This window comes from Cellulomonas sp. KU4C (assembly GCF_056868065.1).
The window spans coordinates 1,976,079-1,993,895 of sequence record NZ_CP200322.1; the positions used below are offsets into that span (position 1 = coordinate 1,976,079).

Here is a 17,817-nt window from a genome sequence, read left to right on the forward strand (position 1 = left end):
CGCGGGGACGATGGGGGAGTGAGCAGCGCACCCGGCACCCGGCCCGACCGCCGCGCCCCGTCGGGCGCCCGGTCGCGACGGCGGCTGCTGGACGACACGCCCGCGTCGGGGTTCTTCGTGAGCGACCTCGACGGGGCGCCGCGCTGGGTCGGCGGCGCGCTGGCGGGGCTGCAGGCCGCCCTGCTGCCGCTGCTCGTGGTGGTGCTGCCCGCCGTGGCCGCGTACGTCGCGACCTCCGCCGCGCCGGCGACCACGGGCGTGCCGTGGACCCGCGCCGTGCAGGTGGCCGCCGGGCTCTGGCTGCTCGCGCACGGCGTCCCGCTGACGCTCGCCCCCACGGTGACGCTGGTCCCGCTGGGCCTGACGCTGCTCGCGGTGTTCGGCTGCTACGCGTCGGCCCGGCGGTCCGGGTACGCGACGCGGTCCTCGCTCGGTGCCGGGGTCGCGGCCTACACGGGGGTGGTCCTGGTCGTCGGGCTCACGACCGGCACGTCCCTGCTGCACCTCGGCGCGGGCCTGCTCGGTGCCGTGCTGGTCGCGGTCACCGGGCTGGGGGCCGGGCTGCTGCGCCGGCCCGAGGCGCCCCGGCTGCGCGACGTGCTCGACCCGCTGGTCACCCGGCTCCCCGCACCGGTCGCGCACGGCGTCGCCGCGGGCCTCGCCGCCCTCGCGTCGCTGGTGCTGCTGGCGGCGCTGCTCACGACGCTCTGGGTCGTGACCGGGCGCACGATGATCGCCGAGATGGTGCAGGGCATGCGCATGGACGCGGTCGGTGGCGTCGTGCTCGCCGTCGGCGAGCTCGCCTACGTGCCGACCCTGGTGCTGTGGGCGTTCTCCTGGCTCGCGGGGCCCGGGTTCGCCGTCGGCACCGGGACGGTGTTCGGCGTCGCCGAGGTGCAGGCGGGCGCCCTGCCCGCGGTGCCGCTGCTCGGGGCGCTGCCCGAGCCGGACGTGGTCGGCGGCGTGCTGGTCCTCGTGCCGGTGGTGACGGTGCTCGCCGGGGCCGTGGCCGCCCTCGTGCTGCGCCGGCGGCTGGCGACGGAGCGGGCGCTCGACCCCCTGGTGGCGGGGCTGGTGACCGCCGCCACCGCGGGGCTCGGCGCCCTGGTGCTCGCGGCGCTGTCCCGCGGTGGCATCGGGCCGGGCCGGATGACCGAGCTCGGGCCGCAGCCGCTGCTCGTCGCCCTCGCGGTGGCCGCCGGGGTGGCGGTCGGCGCGCTCGTGGTGCTGCTCCCGGGGGACCGGCACGTCCGCGGGGCGGTGCTCGGCCTCGCGCGGCGCACGGGGGCCGCGGCGGCGGGCGCGGTCCGCCGAGGCTGACGCGGGCGGGCGGGTCTCAGGGCCTGCCGGTGAGTCCGCCGGTCAGCCCGCCGCTGAGGTCGTCGAGCCCGTCCTGGTAGGCGCGCTCGCACGCGGCCTCGGCGGACCGGGTGAGCGCGCCCTGCAGGCACGCCTGCCGGTCGGTGTCCAGGTCCCAGGTGAGCAGGGACCCGAACGTCCCCACCAGGAGGATGCCCACCATCACCAGACCGGCGGTGAGCAGCGGCAGCAGGCCGCCGCGCAGCCGCGCGGTGCCCACGGAGACCAGCGCCCGCACGCCCGCCCAGCCGGCGCCGACCAGGAACGCCACCGTCGCGAGCCGCCACGGCAGCGGCAGCAGGCCGACGACGACGCCGGCCACCAGCCACACGCCGAACTGCCGCACGAGCCGGCCGATCCGGGCGAGCACCTCCGGCGGCGGGGTCGGGGCGGGCGGTGGCGGGGTCGCGCCGGAGTGCGGGGTCGCGCCGGGGTGCGGGGTCGCGCCGGGGTGCGGGTCGCGTCGCGGGGTCGCGTGCGGGGAGGCGTCCCCCGGAGGACCGACCTGCGGCGGTCCGACCTGCGCCGGCCCGCCCTGCGGCAGCGCGGCCTGCGCCGGCCCGCCCTGCGGCAGCGCGGCCTGCGCCGGCCCGCCCTGCGGCGACGCGCCCTGCGGCGACGCGCCCTGCGGCGGCGCGACCGGTCCCGGCGCCCGCTCGCCGTCCTGCGCGGGGCTGCCGTCGGGCGTGCGGTCCGGGGACGGCGGGGCGTACGGGTTGCTCACCGGCCCATTCTCGCGCACGCGCCGGTTAGGGTCGGGCCCCATGAGCGCCCCCGACGCCCCGCCCCGCCCCGCGACCCGCTCCGGCGGCCGACTCGTCGTCCTCGTCTCCGGCGCCGGCAGCAACCTCGCCGCGCTGCTGGCGGCCCACGACCGGCCCGGCTACCCCGCGCGGGTGGTCGGCGTGGTGGCGGACCGGGCGTCGGCCGGGGGCCTGGAGCTCGCGCGCCGGGCGGGGGTGCCGACGGCGGTCGTCGCGCCCGCGGACTTCGCCGACCGGGCGGCGTGGGACGCGGGGGTCGCCGAGGCGATCGCGGTGTTCCGGCCCGACCTCGTCGTGTCCGCCGGGTTCATGCGGATCCTCGGTGCGGCGGTGCTGGACCGGTGGCCCGGGCGCGTGGTCAACACCCACCCCGCGCTGCTGCCGTCGTTCCCGGGCGCGCACGCCGTCCGCGACGCGCTGGCGTTCGGGGCCAAGGTCACCGGCTGCACGCTGCACGTCGTCGACGCGGGCGTCGACACCGGCCCCGTGATCGCGCAGGTCGCGGTCGCCGTGGAGCCGGGTGACGACGAGGCGGGCCTGCACGAGCGGATCAAGGTCGCGGAGCGCGCGCTGCTGGTCGACTGGGTCGCGCGGGTGGTCGCCGGCGGGATGCGGGTCGACGGGCGCGTGGTCACGGTCGGCTGACCGGCGGCTCCGCCCGCGCCGGTGGACCTCGCGCGGGCCTCCGGTAGGCTCGTCCCCAGGTCGTGACTGGCGCGAGGTGGAACTGACCACCGGGGAGCGGCCGCAGCAGTTCCGCCGTCGCACCGGCCGCCTGGGTGCTCGGGTCCTGACACCGTCGCACCCGCACGGGTGCCGTCCGACCCGGAGGACCTGATGTCCCACGCCTCGCTGCCCGCCGTGCCCACCGTCGCCGACCCGACCGCCGACAGCACCCGCCGCCCCGTCCGCCGCGCGCTGCTGTCCGTCTACGACAAGTCCGGCCTGGTCGAGCTCGCGGCGGCGCTGCACGAGGCCGGCGTGGAGCTGGTGTCCACCGGCTCCACCGCGGGCACCGTCGCCGCCGCGGGGATCCCGGTGACGCGCGTCGAGGACCTGACCGGGTTCCCCGAGTGCCTGGACGGCCGCGTGAAGACGCTGCACCCCCGGGTGCACGCCGGCATCCTCGCGGACACCCGCCGCCCCGAGCACCTGGCGCAGCTGGACGAGCTCGGCGTGGCGCCGTTCGAGCTGGTGGTGGTGAACCTGTACCCGTTCACGGCGACCGTCGCCTCGGGCGCGACCCCGGACGAGTGCGTCGAGCAGATCGACATCGGCGGGCCGTCGATGGTCCGCGCCGCGGCGAAGAACCACCCGAGCGTCGCGGTCGTCGTCGACCCCGCCGCGTACGGCGACGTGGTCGAGGCCGTCCGGGCCGGGGGCTTCACCCTGGCGGCGCGCACCCGGCTCGCCGCGCAGGCGTTCGTGCACACCGCGAGCTACGACGTCGCCGTGGCGTCGTGGATGGGGAACGTCGCGACCACGACGGACGAGGTCGACGGCGTCGCCACCGGGTTCCCGGCGTGGATGGGGGCGACCTGGGAGCGCGCGGACGTGCTGCGCTACGGCGAGAACCCGCACCAGCGCGCGGCCGTCTACACCGCGGGCCACGGCGCGACCGGTCTCGCGCAGGCGACGCAGCTGCACGGCAAGGCGATGAGCTACAACAACTACGTCGACGCCGACGCGGCCTGGCGCGCGGCGCACGACCACGAGGGCCCGGCGGTCGCGATCATCAAGCACGCGAACCCCTGCGGCATCGCGGTCGGCGCCGACATCGCGGACGCGCACGCCCGCGCCCACGCCTGCGACCCGGTGTCCGCGTTCGGCGGCGTGATCGCGGCGAACGCGACCGTCACCCTCGCGGCGGCCGAGCAGATCGCGGAGGTGTTCACCGAGGTCGTCGTGGCGCCCGGCTACGAGCCCGCCGCGCTCGAGGTCCTGCAGCGCAAGAAGAACATCCGCCTCCTGGTCGTCGAGGGCGCGCCGTCCGCGGGCGTCGAGACCCGGCCGATCAGCGGCGGCCTGCTGGTGCAGGAGGTCGACCGCGTCGACGCCCCCGGCGACGACCCGACCACGTGGACCCTGGCCGCGGGGGAGCCCGCCGACGCGGCGACGCTCGCCGACCTGACGTTCGCCTGGCGGGCGGTGCGCGCGGTGAAGTCGAACGCGATCCTGCTCGCGGACGGCGGCGCCTCGGTCGGCGTCGGCATGGGCCAGGTCAACCGGGTCGACTCCTGCCGCCTGGCGGTGGAGCGCGCGAACACCGGCGACGCCGAGCGGGCGCGCGGCGCGGTCGCCGCGTCGGACGCGTTCTTCCCGTTCGCCGACGGCCTGCAGGTGCTGCTCGACGCCGGGGTCCGGGCGGTCGTCCAGCCCGGCGGCTCCGTGCGCGACGAGGAGGTCGTCGCGGCGGCCCAGGCGGCCGGCGTGACGCTCTACCTGACCGGGACGCGCCACTTCGCGCACTGACGTCGGCATAATGCGACGCACCCCCGGTCGCGTCGGCGCGACCTGAGCGCCGGACCGGGGCCGCCCCGGGGCCGACCCGGTGCGGAGCCGACGGGAGGGGCGGGCATGCGCCGCGGGACCAACCTGCCCCGGATGGGCGACTTCAACCAGACCGTCGTGCTGGACGTCATCCGGCGCGCCGGCGGCGGGCTGGCCCGCGCGGAGGTGGCGCGTCGGACGGGACTCTCGGCGCAGACCGTCACCAACGTGGCGCGCCGCCTGCTCGACCTCGGCCTGGTGGTCGAGGAGGGCGAGGCGGCGCGCCGCGGCCCGGGCCGCCCCGGGACGCTGCTGCGGCTGAACGCGCCGAGCCGGTTCGCCGTCGGGGTGCACCTGGACCCCGCGACGATGACGTTCGTGCTGCTGGACCTGTCGGGCGCGGTGGTGGCGCGGGCGCAGTCGCCGACCCCGGTGCCGGAGGACCCGCAGGCCGTCGTCGACGGGCTGGTCGCCGAGATCGAGGGGCTGATCGCCGCCGCCGGGGTGGATCGGGACCGGGTGCTGGGGGTCGGGATCGCCGCACCCGGGCCGATCGACGTCGAGGCGGGCGTCGTGCTGGACCCGCCGCACCTGCCCGGCTGGCACGACGTGCCGCTGCGGGACGCCGTGGCCGAGCGGACCGGGCTGCGCGCCGTGCTCGACAAGGACGTGATCGCCGCGGCGTGCGCGCACCTGTGGGCGCCCGCGGACGCGGCCGGCGCGGGCCCCGCGCACCCCTCGGACTTCGTGTTCTGCTACCTCGGCACGGGCGTCGCGGTGTCGATCGTGCTGCGCGACGAGGTGGTGCGCGGCATCTCGGGCAACGCGGGGGAGTCGGGCCACCTGGTCGCGGACCCGGACGGTGCGCCGTGCTGGTGCGGGCGGCGCGGCTGCCTGGGGGCGGTGCTCCGCGCGGAGGCGCTGGCGCAGCAGGGCCGCGCGGCCGGGGTCGACCTGCCCGACTGGGGCGACGGCACCGACCCGCGCGCCGTCGACCGCGCGGTCGCCGGGCTCTGCGCGGCTGCGGACGCCGGGCACGCGGGGGCGCGGGAGGTGCTGGCGCTCGCGGGCCGGCGGCTCGGGGCCGCCGCCGGGGTGCTCACCGACCTGCTCGACGTCGGCAGCGTCCTGGTCGGCGGGCCGCTCTGGGACCGGATCGCCCCGTACGCGGAGCCCGCGCTGACCGAGACGGTCGCGCAGCACCCGGTGCCCGGCGCGCACGCCGTGACGGTGTCGTCGTCCGGGTACGGCCCGCAGGTCGGCGCCGTGGGGGCCGGGTGCATCCTGCTGGGGCGGGCGTTCACGCCGCGGCCGAGCGATCTGCTGCTGGTCAGCTGACGCGCCCGGTCAGCCCACCCGCAGCACGACCTTGCCGCGCGCCGCCCCGGACGCGAGGTGGTCGATCGCGGCACCGGCCTCGGCGAGCGGGAAGGTGCGGTCCACCACGGGCACGAGGCTGCCGTCGGCGAGCAGGTCCCGCAGCCGCGCCAGGTCGGTCGGGTTCGCCCGCGCGACGACGCTGCGCAGGCGCTGCCGGACCCACGGGTCGAGGGCGGCGGCGCGGGCCTGCCGGGCGAGCCCGCCGCCGACCACCGTGCCGCCGCCCTCGGCGCCGACCAGCACGAGGGTCCCCCGGGGGCCGAGCAGGCGCCGCAGGTCGCCCAGCGGGGTCAGGCCGCCGGTCACGAGCACGACGTCGTAGCCGCCGCCGGGCCTGGTCGGCAGGTGCTCCCGGTCGACGACCGCCGTGGCGCCGAGGCCGGCCAGGGCGCCGGTCTTCGCGGCGGACGTCGCCGCGGTGACGTGGGCGCCCGCGAGCACCGCGAGCCGTACGGAGAGCGACCCGACCCCGCCGCCGGCGCCGAGCACCAGCACCCGGTCCCCGGCCGCGACCCGGCCGGACCGCAGGGCGTGCAGGGCGGTGGTCCCGGCCAGGGGCGTCGCGGCGGCGCGGTCGTCGGGCACGTGCGCGGGCAGCGTCACGAGGCGGTGCTCGCGGGTGAGCGCCTGCTCGGCGAACGCGGCGTCGCCCGTGCCGAGCACCCGGTCGCCGGGCCGCAGCGCGCGGACGTCGGGCCCGACGGCCTCGACCGTGCCCACCAGGTCCTGCCCGAGCCCGCGCCGCCGGGGAGCCCGCAGGCCGAGGGCCAGCCGCGCCACCGACGGCAGCCCGGTCATCAGGTGCCACTCGGCCATGTTCACCCCGGCCGCGGCCACCCGGACCAGCACCTGGTCCCCGGTGGGCGCCGCGAGCTCGCGGTCGACCACCCGCAGCACCGACGTGTCCCCGTAGGTCTCCCGCTCGACCGCTCTCATGTCCCGCTCCCGTCCGGCTCGTACGCGAACACCTGGTCGATCGGCCGTCCGAGGACGTGCGCGATCTGGAACGCCAGCTCGAGCGAGGGCGACCAGCGTCCCTGCTCGACGGCGATGACGGTCTGCCGGGTGATCCCGAGCGCCTGGGCGAGCTGCGCCTGGGTCAGGCCGCGCTCGGTGCGCAGCGCCCGGATCGTGTTGGTCACGGCGGTCGGCCTCACCACGGGCCGGCTCCGGACCGGGATGCCGCGACCCGCGCGACCGCCGACAGCACCGCCGACGCCACGAAGCCCAGGTAGAGCGCGTTCGCGATCCAGAACCTGTCGGCCTCGGCGAGCGCCAGGGCGAGCCCGGCCACGCCGCCGAGCACCAGGAAGGCCTGACCGACGCGGGTGCCGAGCCGCTCGATCTCGCGCTCGCGCTCGTCCCGGACACCCCGCTCGGCCCCGGCGAGGGCGCCGAGCACGACTCCGGTCAGGATGCCGGCGACGACCGCGGCGCCGACGCTGACCAGCAGCGGCCCGGCGTACGGGACCGCGGTCAGCGGCCCGCCCGCCGCGCGGGTGAGGACGACGGCGAGGTAGGCGGCGTAGCCGAGCACGGCGATCACGCCGGACGCCCACGCGCTGCGCTCCTGGTAGGACATCGTCGCTCCCGTCGTCCGTGTCAAAGATCTTTGACACCCGGACCGTAGGGCCGTGGCGTCGCCGTGTCAAACATCTTTGACACGGCAGGGGTGGGCCCCGGTTCGTCACGGCCCGGTCACGGTCCGGCCCGATCCCTTGACAGCAATTCATCCAGACGTTGTAGTTATCGGGTCCCGGCAGCGCCGCCCGGACCGTGCACGTGGAGCAAAGGAGCATCCATGCGTCAGCAAGCCCTCATCGCCTCGTCCGGCGTCCTCGCCCTCACGATCGGCCTCGCTGCGTGCAGCGGCGGCGGCGGGGGCGGGCAGGACGACTCGACGATCACCGTCGCCTACCAGCGGACCGCCCAGTTCGTGCAGCTCGACGAGCTGCTGAAGAAGGCCAAGGAGGAGTACGAGGCCGCGAACGAGGGCATGACGATCGACCTCGTCGCCATCGAGGCGGAGCAGGACCAGTACTTCACCAAGCTCGCCCTGATGAACGGCTCGCCCGACACCGCCCCCGACGTCATCTACGAGGACACGTTCCAGATCCGGTCCGACGCCGCCGCCGGCTACCTGCTGCCGATCGACGAGTACGTCGAGGCGTGGGAGGACTGGGACCAGTTCCCGGAGAACGCCCGGCAGGCCGGCCTCGGCGACGACGGCAAGGTCTACGGCGTCTCGATGGGCACCGACACCCGCGGCATCTACTACAACAAGGACCTGTTCGCGCAGGCCGGGCTCCCGACCGACTGGCAGCCCGAGACCTGGGACGACATCCTCACCGCCGCGCGCACCGTCAAGGAGAAGCTGCCGGACGTCACCCCGCTGAACGTCTACGCCGGCAAGGCCGCCGGCGAGGCCACGACGATGCAGGGCTTCGAGATGCTCTTGTACGGGACCGGCGACGAGCTCTACGACGCCGACAGCCAGAAGTGGGTCACCGGCTCGCAGGGCTTCACCGACTCGCTCGCGTTCCTCGAGACGATCTACTCCGAGGGCCTGGCGCCGTCGCTCGACGTCGCGCTCGACGCCTCCGTGGGCGCCCGCGTCGCCACCGAGCTGCTGCCCGAGGGCAAGCTCGCGATGGCGGTCGACGGCTCGTGGCTGCCCGGCGGCTGGATCGAGGGCGACAACGCCTGGCCCGAGTGGGAGCAGACCCTCGGCATGGCGGCGATGCCCACCCAGGACGGCCAGGAGCCCGGCTTCACCTCGATGTCCGGCGGCTGGACGCTGTCCGTCGGCGCGAACGCCAGCGACCCGCAGGCGGCCTTCGACTTCATCGCGACCGCGCTGAACCGCGAGAACTCGCTCAAGTACGACACCGAGAACAGCCAGATCGCGGTCCGGACCGACGTCGCCGAGGACCCGGAGTACCTGGGCTACAACCCGTCGTTCGAGTTCTTCAGCTCGCTCGTCGAGTACACGCACTTCCGCCCGGCCACGCCGGACTACTCGCAGATCTCGTCGAACATCCAGGTCGCCGCGGAGTCCGTGGCCACCGGCCAGCAGACCGCCGAGGAGGCCGCGGCCACCTACGACGACGGTCTGCTGTCCATCGTCGGCGAGGACGCGACCCAGGCCGCCGGCTGATGACGGCCGCCACCCTGGACCGGGCGACGGCGGCGGGCCCCACCCGCCCCCGCCGTCGCCCGGGGCGGGCCGCCCTGCGGCTGCTGCCGCTGCTGCCCGCCGTCGCGCTGATGCTGGTGTTCCTCGCCGGGCCGGTGCTGTGGTCGTTCTACGGCTCGCTCACCAACCAGGCGCTCACCGGCTACCGGGCCGCGGCCCCGGAGTTCGTCGGCCTCGACAACTACGTCGCGCTGCTCGGCGACGACGGGTTCTGGAAGTCCGTCGTCCTGACCGTGGTGTTCGTCGGGGCGTCGGCCGTGGTCGGGCAGAACGTGCTCGGCATGGGCCTGGCGATGCTGCTCCGGGCCGCCGCGAAGCCGCTGCGCGCCACGGTGTCCGCGATCGTCGTCATGGCGTGGGTGCTGCCGGAGATCGTCGCCGCGTTCGCGCTGTACGCGTTCTTCTCCACCGACGGCACCCTCAACCAGGTGCTCGGCTGGTTCGGGCTGACCGGCCCGACCTGGCTGATCTCCGTGCCGATGCTCGCGGTGATCCTCGCGAACATCTGGCGCGGCACCGCGTTCTCGATGATGGTCTACGGCGCCGCGCTGGCCGAGGTCCCGCCCGACGTCACCGAGGCCGCCGCCATCGACGGCGCCACCGGCCCGCAGCGGTTCTTCCGGATCACGCTGCCGATGATCCGGCGGTCCATCTCGACCAACCTCATGCTCACCACGCTGCAGACGCTCGCCGTGTTCACCCTGATCTGGGTGATGACCGGCGGAGGTCCGGGGACCGACTCCTCGACCCTGCCCGTGCTGGCCTACCAGGAGGCGTTCAAGTTCGCGCAGGTCGGCTACGGCACGGCCATCGCGACGGTGACCCTGCTGGTCGGCGCGGTGTTCTCGCTCGTGTACATCCGCGTGCTCAAGCCGGAGGTCGACTGATGACCGCGCTCACCGCCCCGCCCGCCGCGACCGGGACCCGGCGGGCCCGGCCCGTCCCGTCGGTCGCCTCGCCCCGCCGGCGCACCGGCCGGCTGCTCGTCACGCTCGCCCTGCTGGTCGTGGCCGTCGCGTTCCTCGTGCCGCTCGCGTGGATCGTCCTCGCGTCGCTCGACCCCGCCGCGACGGTCTCGGTGAAGCTGCCGGAGCGCCTGACGGGCGACAACTTCAGCCAGATCCTCACCTGGGACGCCACGTTCCGGCCGCTGTGGAACTCCACGGTGCTGTCCGGCGGCACCGCCGTCCTGACGGTGCTGGCGTCGCTGCTCGCGGCGTACCCGCTGTCGCGGTACCAGATGCGGTTCCGCAAGTCGTTCCTCTACGGCATCCTGTTCGGCACCTGCCTGCCGATCACCGCGATGATGGTCCCGGTCTACGCGCTGTTCGTGTACCTCGGGATGCTCGACTCCGTGGCGGGCACCGTGTTCTTCCTGGCCGCGACGTCGCTGCCGATGGCCATCTGGATGACCAAGAACTTCATGGACTCCGTGCCGGTGTCCCTGGAGGAGGCCGCGTGGGTCGACGGCGCCGGGTCGATGACCGCGCTGCGCCGGATCGTCGTCCCGCTGATGCGGCCCGGCATCGCGGTGGTGTTCATCTTCGTGTTCACCGGGGCGTGGGGGAACTTCTTCGTCCCGTTCGTGCTGCTCTTCTCGCCCGACAACCAGCCCGCCGCCGTCGCGATCTACAGCTTCTTCGGCACGTACGGCACCGTCGCCTACGGCCGGCTCGCGGCGTTCTCGATCCTCTACTCCGTCCCCGTCCTCGTGCTGTACCTCGTGGTGCAGCGGTTCTCCGGGGGCTCGTTCGCCATGTCCGGGGCGGTCAAGGGCTGACGCCCGGCCCGCGCCCCACGCACCTCTCGCACCCCTCCCGCACCCCACGCACTCGTCGCACCCCTGATCCCCGGAGGTCCCTCCATGCCCGTCGACGTCGACGTCGCCCGTGTCGTCCAGCGCGTGCAGCGCTTCCTGCACGAGCGCCTCACCCCCGCCCTGGTCGCCGACCGCGCCCCCCTGACCGTCACGGCGTGGACCGCGCCGGGGGAGCCGGTGCCGTTCGCCGAGGCGGTCGCGCAGGACTACGCGCCCGCCCCGCTCGGCACCCCCTGGGGCGCGCCGTGGAGCACCACCTGGTTCCGGATGACCGGCGACGTCCCCGCGGCCTGGGCCGGCTCCGCCGAGGTCGCCGCCGGGCGGCACGCCGTCGAGCTCGCGATCGACCTCGGGTTCACCACCACCCAGCCCGGCTTCCAGGCGGAGGGCCTCGTGCTCCGTCCGGACGGGGTCGCGGTCAAGGGCCTGTCCCCGTTGAACCAGGCCGTGCCGTGGTCCGACCCGGTCGTGGACGTGTACGTCGAGGCCGCGGGCAACCCCGACGTCGGCAGCAGCACCTGGTACGGCCCGACGCCGCTCGGCGACCCGCTGACCGCCGGCACCGACCCGCTGTACGCACTGCGGTCCGCGGAGGTCGTGCTCCGCGACGTCGAGGTCTGGGAGCTGTGGCAGGACCTGCTCACGGTGCAGGGGCTGGTCGAGGTGCTCGACGCCGGCTCCACCCGGCACGCCCGGGCGCTGCGCGCGCTCGACCTCGTGGTCGACGCGATCGACCCGTTCGACGTCGCCGGGACGGTCGCCGCCGGGCGCGCGGTGCTGCGGCCGGTGCTCGACGTCCCCGCCGGCGCCGGCGGGCACCGGGTGCTCGCCACCGGGCACGCCCACATCGACTCGGCCTGGCTCTGGCCCGCCCGGGAGACGGTCCGCAAGTGCTCCCGGACGTTCGCGAGCGTCGTGGCGCTGATGGACGAGCGCGAGGACTTCGTGTTCGCCTGCTCGTCCGCGCAGCAGTACGCGTGGGTCGCCGAGCGGCACCCCAGCTGTTCGAGCGGATCCGCGCGAAGGTCGCCGCGGGGCAGTTCGTGCCGGTCGGCGGGATGTGGGTCGAGTCGGACACCAACATGCCCGGCGGCGAGGCCCTGGCCCGGCAGATGGTCGAGGGCAAGCGGTACTTCCTCGACGAGCTCGGCGTCGAGACGCAGGACGTCTGGCTGCCCGACTCGTTCGGCTACACCGGGGCGCTGCCGCAGATCGTCCGCGCCGCCGGGTCGCGGTGGTTCCTGTCGCAGAAGCTGTCCTGGAACGACACCAACCGGATGCCGCACCACACCTTCCGCTGGGAGGGCATCGACGGCTCCCGGGTGCTCGCGCACTTCCCCCCGGTCGACACCTACAACTCCGACCTGTCGCCGCGGGAGCTCGCGCACGCCGAGCGGGAGTTCCGCGACAAGGACGTGGCGACCGAGTCGCTGGTGCCGTTCGGCTGGGGCGACGGGGGCGGCGGGCCGACGCGCGAGATGCTCGCGGCCGCCGACCGCGCCCGGTCGCTGGCCGGCCTGCCCGAGGTCGAGCTCGGCTCGCCGAACGACTTCTTCGCGCGCGCCGAGGCCGAGCTCGACGAGGCCGAGGCCGCCGAGCCCGGCCGGTCGTCGGTGTGGTCGGGGGAGATGTACCTCGAGTACCACCGCGGCACCTACACCTCGCAGGCCCGGACCAAGCGCGGCAACCGGCGCAGCGAGCACCTGCTGCGCGAGGCCGAGCTCTGGGCCGCGACCGCCGCCGTGCGCACCGGCCACGCCTACCCGGCCGACGAGCTCCGCGCCCTGTGGCGGGTGGTGCTGCTGCACCAGTTCCACGACATCCTCCCGGGATCGTCCATCGGCTGGGTCTACCGGCAGGCCGAGGAGGCGTACGCGGACGTCGAGCACCGCGCGGAGGCCGTGATCGGGGCGGCGCTCGCGGCCCTGGCCGGCGACGGCGACGGCACCGTCCGGCTCAACGCCGCGCCGCACGCCCGCGACGGGGTCCCGGCCCTGGGCGGGGTGCTCGCGTCCGACGAGGGCACCGCGACCGGCACGGTCGAGGTGCTGCGCGCCGACGACGGCACCCTGCGCGTCCGCACCGACGTGCTCGACGTCCGGCTCAGCGCCGGCGGGCAGCTCGCGTCCGTCCGGGACCTCGCCGCGGACCGCGAGGCCGTCGCACCGGGTGCCCTCGCGAACCTGCTGCAGGTGCACCGCGACGTGCCGCGGCAGTGGGACGCGTGGGACATCGACGCCGAGTACCGCCGCACCGTGCAGGACCTGCTCGACGCGGACTCCGTCGAGGTCGTCGCCGAGAAGCCCGACCGCGCGGTGATCCGCACCTCCCGCACCGTCGGGACCTCGACGATCGTGCAGGAGCTGACGTTCCGGCCCGGCACCCGCGCGGTCGACATCAGCACCGAGGTCGACTGGCACGAGCGGCAGCTGCTGCTCAAGCTCGCGTTCCCCGTCGACGTGCACGCCGACCGGTCCGCGGCGGAGACCCAGTTCGGCCACGTGCTGCGCCCGACCCACACCAACACGTCCTGGGACGTCGCCCGGTACGAGATCTGCGCGCACCGCTGGGTGCACGTCGGGGAGCCCGGCTACGGGGTGGCGGTCGCCAACGACGCCACCTACGGCCACGACGTCACGCGGTCGGTCGCACCGGACGGCGGCACGTCGACCGTCGTCCGGCAGTCGCTGCTGCGCGCACCGCTGTTCCCCGACCCCGAGGCCGACCAGGGCCGGCACGTGTTCCGGACCCTGCTGCACGTCGGCGCGGGCATCCCCGAGGCCGTCGTCGACGGCTACCGGGCGAACCTGCCGGTGCGGGAGGTCCGCGGGTCCCGGCCCGTGGAGCCCCTGGTGACGGTCGACGCGCCCGGGGTGGTCGTCGAGGCGGTCAAGCTCGCCGACGACGGGTCCGGCGACGTCGTGGTCCGGCTGTACGAGGCGCACGGCGCCCGCGCCCGCGCGCGGGTCGGCTGGGGCTTCGCCGCCGGCGCGGTCACCGAGGTGGACCTGCTGGAGCGCGAGGTCCCGGCCCGCGCGGTCCGGGGGGCCGCCGGGTCGGACGGGGCCGTGGACCTCGAGCTGCGGCCGTTCCAGCTGCTCACCCTCCGCGTCGCCCGCGCCTGACGTCCGTCGTCCCCGCACCCGCCCCCGCCGCCGTTCCCGCACCGGGACGGCGGCGGGGGCGGCTATCGTCCCGGTATGGGTACCTGGGGCTCTGGGCCGTTCGACTCCGACAGCGTGGGCGACCTGCTCGACAGCATCCGGAAGGGCACGTTCACGTTCGCGGACGTGGAGGAGTACGCCGAGGACGACGAGTACCTCGACGCGGACGGCGGCCAGGCGGTGCTGGCGCTCGTCGAGATCGCGCTCGCGCTGCGCGGGCTGCCGCACGCGGAGGTCCCGGACGAGCAGGAGGTGCTGACGGCGGCGGCCCCGCACCTCACCGCGGAGCGCACCGCCTGGCTGCTGGTCCAGGCCGACCGGGCGCTCGCGGACGCCGACACCTCGGAGCTCTACGAGCTGTGGGACGAGGTCGGCGTCGACGAGTGGCGGGTCCCGGCGCTCGAGTCGGTCGCGCGGCTCCGGGCGGCCACCGCCGGCTGAACCCCGCGGGTGGTCCGCCTCGACCCGGCTCAGCCCGCGACGGTGCGCGGCAGCGGGACCGCCGGGTCCGCGGCCAGCGCGCGGTCGAGCACCGGCAGCGCCGCCCCGGCGAGCAGCCGGCGCGCCCCGCCGACGTCGCGCGGGCGGTCGACGGCGAACACCGCGGTCAGCCGGTCGGTCCCGGGCGCGAACCACAGCGCCGTCCAGCCGTCGCCCGCCGCGGGGTCCCCGCGCAGCAGCACCTCGTCGTCGACGCCCGGCGTGCCGTAGAGCGCCAGCTCGTGCCCCAGCTGGGTGGAGAACACGTAGGGCGCGAGGTCCGGCTCGGCGGGCTCGTGGCCCAGCAGCCCGGCGACCGCCACCGCCGGCCCGCGCAGCGCCGCGTCCCAGTGGCCGCCGGGCACCCAGCCGTGGCGGGGGGACCGGCGTCGGGCCGCGTCGCCGACGACCCGGACCCGCCAGGACCCGTCCACCGGCGCGTGCCGCTCGTCCACCACGACCGCGCCGACCGCGTCGACGGCGACGGGCGCGCCCGGGGTGTCGGGACCTGCGGTGCCGGGACCCGGGCCCGCCAGCCACGCGGTCGCGGGTCGGGCGCCGACGGCCGCGAGCACCACGTCGGCGGGCAGGACGGTGCCGTCGGCGAGCGTCACGGCACCGGCCGACGCGCCGGTGCCGGGCTCCACGGCGGCGACCGCCACGCCGGTCCGCAGCCGGACGCCCGCGGCGGCGAACCAGGGGGCGGTCAGCCCGCCGACCCGCTCGCCGAGCGCCGCCGCCAGCGGCACCGACCGGGCCTCCACCACCGTGACGTCGACCCCCGCCCCCGTGGCGACCGTCGCGACCTCCGCGCCGATCCACCCGGCACCGATGACGACGAGGCGCCGGGGACCGCCGTCGGCGCCGGTCCCGGCCAGCGCCTCCCGCAGCCGCTGGGCGTCCGCGGCGGTGTGCAGCGTGAGCGCCGAGGGCCAGGCGGGCGGGTGCACGGCGGCGGCCCCGGTGGCCACGACCACCGCGTCGGCGCGCACCGGCCCGGCGTCGGTGTGCACGGTGACGCCGTCCTCGTGCACCCGCAGGCCCGTGGCCCGCGTCGCCAGCCGGACGTCGTCGGCCTGGGCGAGCGCGTCGACGCCCAGCTCGTCGGCGAGCCACGCCGGCGCGGGCCGGTCCAGCAGGTGCTTGGACAGCGGCGGCCGGTCGTAGGGGGCGACCGGTTCGGCGCCCAGCACCGTCACCCGGCCGGTGAAGCCCTGCGCCCGCAGCTCCAGCACGGTCCGGACCCCGGCGAGCCCGGTCCCGACGACCACCACGTGCGCGAGCGGTCCCCGTCCGGCGGGCGCCACGGGGGAGTCGGGGCGGGTGGGGCCGGTGGCGGGACGTCCGGGATCAGGCACGACGCCACCGTAGCCCGGGGGCGGCCAGGTCCGGGCGGTACCCTCGGTGGCTGGTGCGCGGCCCGAGCCGCGCCGGTGGACGGTCCCGGTGCGCGGGCCCGGCGGACGGGGCTGGAGGCGGCGATGAGCCAGGACGGCGCGGCGACCCCGCTCCCGGAGGACAGGTTCGACTCCGAGGGCCGCCCGCTCGACCCCCGCGCCATCGCCCGTGCGTCGCTCGCCGCGGACCGGAACTGGTCGCTGTGGGTCATCCTCGGGGCGGTGCTGGGCAGCGTCGGGCTCGCGCTGCTCGCCGGCACCTCGGTCGGGGCGCTCGCGCTGGCGGTGTTCCTGGTCTGCTGCGCCGTCGTGCGCGGTGTGGTCCGCGGCGGTCCGGCGGCACTGGTCGTGCGCAGCCGGGTCACCGACGTCACCGTGCTCGCCGGGCTCGCGCTGGCGATCGGCGTCCTGTCGCAGATCGTCCCCAACCCGCTGCCCTGACCGACCCGCAGCCCCCGCCGACACCCGCAGCCCCCGCCGACACAGCGACGCCGAGACAGGTCCGCTGCGCCGAGACAGGACCGTGGAGGCTCCTGTCTCGGCGCGGACGTCCTGTCTCGGCGTCGGGGGTGGCGGCGTCGGCGGGGGCGCTGGCGGCGTCAGCGCGCCGGGTGCACCTCGACCTCGACCTCGTCGAGCTCCAGCTCGAGCTCCTCGTCCAGCAGGTCGTCCTCGGCGGGAGCCGTCGCGAACGCGCGGTACAGCAGCGCGGCGAGCGCGGCGCCGACCAGCGGCGCGACCCAGAACACCCAGATCTGGCCCCACGCCCACGACTCGGCGAAGATCGCCGCCGCGGTGGACCGGGCCGGGTTCAGGCCGCCGCCGGTGACCGGGTAGGCCACGAGCACGGCGAACGCGAGCGTCAGGCCGACCGCGAACGCGGCCTGGTGGCGCGCGCCGGTGCGGTGGGTCGCGCCGAGGTACACGCCGACCAGCACGGCCGCGAGCACGACCTCGATCAGCAGGGCGGCGATCAGCTCGAAGCCGGTGCCGCCGGTGGACGCGGCGATGGGCGAGTGGTCGCCGTAGCCGTTCGCGAGCGCGCTGAAGAACGTCCGCTCGTTGCCGCTGAGGGCGGGCAGCGAGGACCACGTCACGAACAGCACGGCCGTCGCGAGCGCACCGCCGACGAGCTGCGCGAGCCAGTAGGGCAGCACGTGCGTCCACGGCGTGCGGCCGGCGAGCGCGGCGCCGAGCGTGATCGCCGGGTTGAAGTGGCCGCCGCTCACGTGCGACACGGCCAGGAACGCGCCGATCGTGCCGAAGCCGAAGGCCAGCGCGACGCCGGGGACGTCCGTGCCGGTCAGCGTGAGGAACATCGCGGCGCCGAGCCCCGCGAGCAGCACGACGAACGTGCCGAACAGCTCCGCGCCGACGCGCGCGACCAGCGACGGGCCGGTCACGGTGGTCCGCAGCGCGGCGACCGCGACCTCGTCGTCCAGCGGGTCGACGTCCGCGACCGGGCGGGCCGTGCCGTAGCCGCTGGCGGCGCCGAAGCCCGTCGGGATCGCGGCGGGCGCGGGGGCGGCGGCCGGGGCGGGCGCGGCCGTCGGGGCCGGGCTCGTCGCCGGCGTCGTCCCGGTCGGCGTGGGCTCGGGGGCCGTCGTGGGCTCCGGCGCCGTGGGCTTCGCGGCCTCGGTGGGCTCGGGCGTGTCCTGGGGCATGGTCATCCGTTCGTCCGGGGGTGACGGGCGCGGGGCCCGTGCGGTGGCGGGCGCGGGGCCCCGGGGGGCGCTGCGCGCCGGTGCGGCTCCGGGGCCGTCGTGGC

Annotated in this window: 15 protein-coding genes, 1 pseudogene and 1 riboswitch; of the genes and pseudogenes, 10 read left to right on the plus strand and 6 right to left on the minus strand. The window is 76.5% G+C overall.

What is annotated here, in order from left to right:
* Window positions 1-18 precede the first annotated feature (18 nt).
* Complete coding sequence (locus AC1VL8_RS09460; RefSeq protein WP_483074989.1) at window positions 19-1,320, plus strand: cell division protein PerM; 1,302 nt, start codon at window positions 19-21, stop codon at window positions 1,318-1,320.
* Between the two features lie 16 nt (window positions 1,321-1,336).
* Here AC1VL8_RS09460 and AC1VL8_RS09465 read toward each other — a convergent pair whose 3' ends face one another.
* Window positions 1,337-2,083 carry a hypothetical protein gene (locus tag AC1VL8_RS09465; protein ID WP_483074990.1) on the minus strand — a complete coding sequence of 249 codons (747 nt, stop codon included), beginning with the start codon at window positions 2,081-2,083 and terminating at the stop codon, window positions 1,337-1,339.
* Between the two features lie 40 nt (window positions 2,084-2,123).
* Here AC1VL8_RS09465 and purN point away from each other — a divergent pair, with 40 nt between their 5' ends.
* From purN to AC1VL8_RS09480, 3 genes are all read left to right on the plus strand, one after another.
* A complete protein-coding gene (purN, locus tag AC1VL8_RS09470) occupies window positions 2,124-2,768 on the plus strand; it encodes a phosphoribosylglycinamide formyltransferase (protein WP_389226211.1) in 645 nt (214 codons plus the stop codon).
* A gap of 52 nt (window positions 2,769-2,820) precedes the next feature.
* A riboswitch (ZMP/ZTP riboswitch) is annotated at window positions 2,821-2,911 on the plus strand.
* Window positions 2,912-2,960: 49 nt separating this feature from the next.
* Complete coding sequence (gene purH, locus AC1VL8_RS09475; protein ID WP_483076222.1) at window positions 2,961-4,595, plus strand: bifunctional phosphoribosylaminoimidazolecarboxamide formyltransferase/IMP cyclohydrolase; 1,635 nt, start codon at window positions 2,961-2,963, stop codon at window positions 4,593-4,595.
* A 105-nt stretch (window positions 4,596-4,700) separates the two neighbouring features.
* Window positions 4,701-5,951 (plus strand): ROK family transcriptional regulator, encoded by a 1,251-nt coding sequence (locus AC1VL8_RS09480; RefSeq protein WP_389226217.1) that lies wholly within the window; start codon window positions 4,701-4,703, stop codon window positions 5,949-5,951.
* A 9-nt stretch (window positions 5,952-5,960) separates the two neighbouring features.
* On the opposite strand, the gene AC1VL8_RS09485 is transcribed toward AC1VL8_RS09480, so the two are convergent.
* Genes AC1VL8_RS09485 through AC1VL8_RS09495 form a run of 3 tightly spaced genes read right to left on the minus strand, consistent with a single transcriptional unit; the run spans window position 5,961 to window position 7,575 of the window.
* A complete protein-coding gene (locus AC1VL8_RS09485) occupies window positions 5,961-6,929 on the minus strand; it encodes an NAD(P)-dependent alcohol dehydrogenase (RefSeq protein ID WP_483074991.1) in 969 nt (322 codons plus the stop codon).
* Complete coding sequence (locus AC1VL8_RS09490; RefSeq protein ID WP_389226223.1) at window positions 6,926-7,153, minus strand: helix-turn-helix transcriptional regulator; 228 nt, start codon at window positions 7,151-7,153, stop codon at window positions 6,926-6,928. The genes AC1VL8_RS09485 and AC1VL8_RS09490 overlap by 4 nt, the downstream gene beginning before the upstream one ends.
* Window positions 7,147-7,575, minus strand: coding sequence for a hypothetical protein (locus AC1VL8_RS09495; protein WP_389226226.1), 429 nt, complete (start codon window positions 7,573-7,575; stop codon window positions 7,147-7,149). The genes AC1VL8_RS09490 and AC1VL8_RS09495 overlap by 7 nt, the downstream gene beginning before the upstream one ends.
* 219 nt (window positions 7,576-7,794) lie before the next feature.
* On the opposite strand from AC1VL8_RS09495, the gene AC1VL8_RS09500 reads away from it, so the two are divergent.
* The 5 genes and pseudogenes from AC1VL8_RS09500 (at window position 7,795) to AC1VL8_RS09520 (ending at window position 14,613) form a co-directional block, all read left to right on the plus strand.
* Window positions 7,795-9,150 carry an extracellular solute-binding protein gene (locus AC1VL8_RS09500; protein WP_483074992.1) on the plus strand — a complete coding sequence of 452 codons (1,356 nt, stop codon included), beginning with the start codon at window positions 7,795-7,797 and terminating at the stop codon, window positions 9,148-9,150.
* Complete coding sequence (locus tag AC1VL8_RS09505) at window positions 9,150-10,076, plus strand: carbohydrate ABC transporter permease (protein ID WP_483074993.1); 927 nt, start codon at window positions 9,150-9,152, stop codon at window positions 10,074-10,076. The genes AC1VL8_RS09500 and AC1VL8_RS09505 overlap by 1 nt, the downstream gene beginning before the upstream one ends.
* Entirely contained in the window at window positions 10,076-10,969 is an 894-nt protein-coding gene (locus AC1VL8_RS09510; RefSeq protein ID WP_483074994.1) for a carbohydrate ABC transporter permease, read from the plus strand. Before AC1VL8_RS09505 ends, AC1VL8_RS09510 begins: the two co-directional genes overlap by 1 nt.
* A gap of 84 nt (window positions 10,970-11,053) precedes the next feature.
* A pseudogene (locus tag AC1VL8_RS09515) lies at window positions 11,054-14,133 on the plus strand (alpha-mannosidase).
* A gap of 75 nt (window positions 14,134-14,208) precedes the next feature.
* Window positions 14,209-14,613, plus strand: a complete 405-nt coding sequence (locus AC1VL8_RS09520; protein ID WP_483074995.1) for a DUF4259 domain-containing protein — start codon at window positions 14,209-14,211, stop codon at window positions 14,611-14,613.
* Between the two features lie 29 nt (window positions 14,614-14,642).
* Here AC1VL8_RS09520 and AC1VL8_RS09525 read toward each other — a convergent pair whose 3' ends face one another.
* Window positions 14,643-16,010 carry an NAD(P)/FAD-dependent oxidoreductase gene (locus tag AC1VL8_RS09525; RefSeq protein ID WP_483074996.1) on the minus strand — a complete coding sequence of 456 codons (1,368 nt, stop codon included), beginning with the start codon at window positions 16,008-16,010 and terminating at the stop codon, window positions 14,643-14,645.
* A 123-nt stretch (window positions 16,011-16,133) separates the two neighbouring features.
* On the opposite strand from AC1VL8_RS09525, the gene AC1VL8_RS09530 reads away from it, so the two are divergent.
* Entirely contained in the window at window positions 16,134-16,490 is a 357-nt protein-coding gene (locus tag AC1VL8_RS09530; protein ID WP_483074997.1) for a DUF3017 domain-containing protein, read from the plus strand.
* A 158-nt stretch (window positions 16,491-16,648) separates the two neighbouring features.
* Here the strand turns inward: AC1VL8_RS09530 and AC1VL8_RS09535 are convergent, their stop codons facing one another.
* A complete protein-coding gene (locus AC1VL8_RS09535) occupies window positions 16,649-17,719 on the minus strand; it encodes an aquaporin (protein WP_483074998.1) in 1,071 nt (356 codons plus the stop codon).
* Window positions 17,720-17,817 lie beyond the last annotated feature (98 nt).

What these genes read in the sequence shown, in the direction of transcription:
- purN (WP_389226211.1), top strand. Translation starts at nt 2,124, where the DNA reads ATGAGCGCCCCCGACGCCCCGCCCCGCCCCGCGACCCGCTCCGGCGGC.
- purH (WP_483076222.1), top strand. Translation starts at nt 2,961, where the DNA reads ATGTCCCACGCCTCGCTGCCCGCCGTGCCCACCGTCGCCGACCCGACC.
- AC1VL8_RS09480 (WP_389226217.1), top strand. Translation starts at nt 4,701, where the DNA reads ATGCGCCGCGGGACCAACCTGCCCCGGATGGGCGACTTCAACCAGACC.
- AC1VL8_RS09485 (WP_483074991.1), bottom strand. Translation starts at nt 6,929, where the DNA reads ATGAGAGCGGTCGAGCGGGAGACCTACGGGGACACGTCGGTGCTGCGG.
- AC1VL8_RS09495 (WP_389226226.1), bottom strand. Translation starts at nt 7,575, where the DNA reads ATGTCCTACCAGGAGCGCAGCGCGTGGGCGTCCGGCGTGATCGCCGTG.
- AC1VL8_RS09500 (WP_483074992.1), top strand. Translation starts at nt 7,795, where the DNA reads ATGCGTCAGCAAGCCCTCATCGCCTCGTCCGGCGTCCTCGCCCTCACG.
- AC1VL8_RS09505 (WP_483074993.1), top strand. Translation starts at nt 9,150, where the DNA reads ATGACGGCCGCCACCCTGGACCGGGCGACGGCGGCGGGCCCCACCCGC.
- AC1VL8_RS09510 (WP_483074994.1), top strand. Translation starts at nt 10,076, where the DNA reads ATGACCGCGCTCACCGCCCCGCCCGCCGCGACCGGGACCCGGCGGGCC.
- AC1VL8_RS09520 (WP_483074995.1), top strand. Translation starts at nt 14,209, where the DNA reads ATGGGTACCTGGGGCTCTGGGCCGTTCGACTCCGACAGCGTGGGCGAC.
- AC1VL8_RS09530 (WP_483074997.1), top strand. Translation starts at nt 16,134, where the DNA reads ATGAGCCAGGACGGCGCGGCGACCCCGCTCCCGGAGGACAGGTTCGAC.
- AC1VL8_RS09535 (WP_483074998.1), bottom strand. Translation starts at nt 17,719, where the DNA reads ATGACCATGCCCCAGGACACGCCCGAGCCCACCGAGGCCGCGAAGCCC.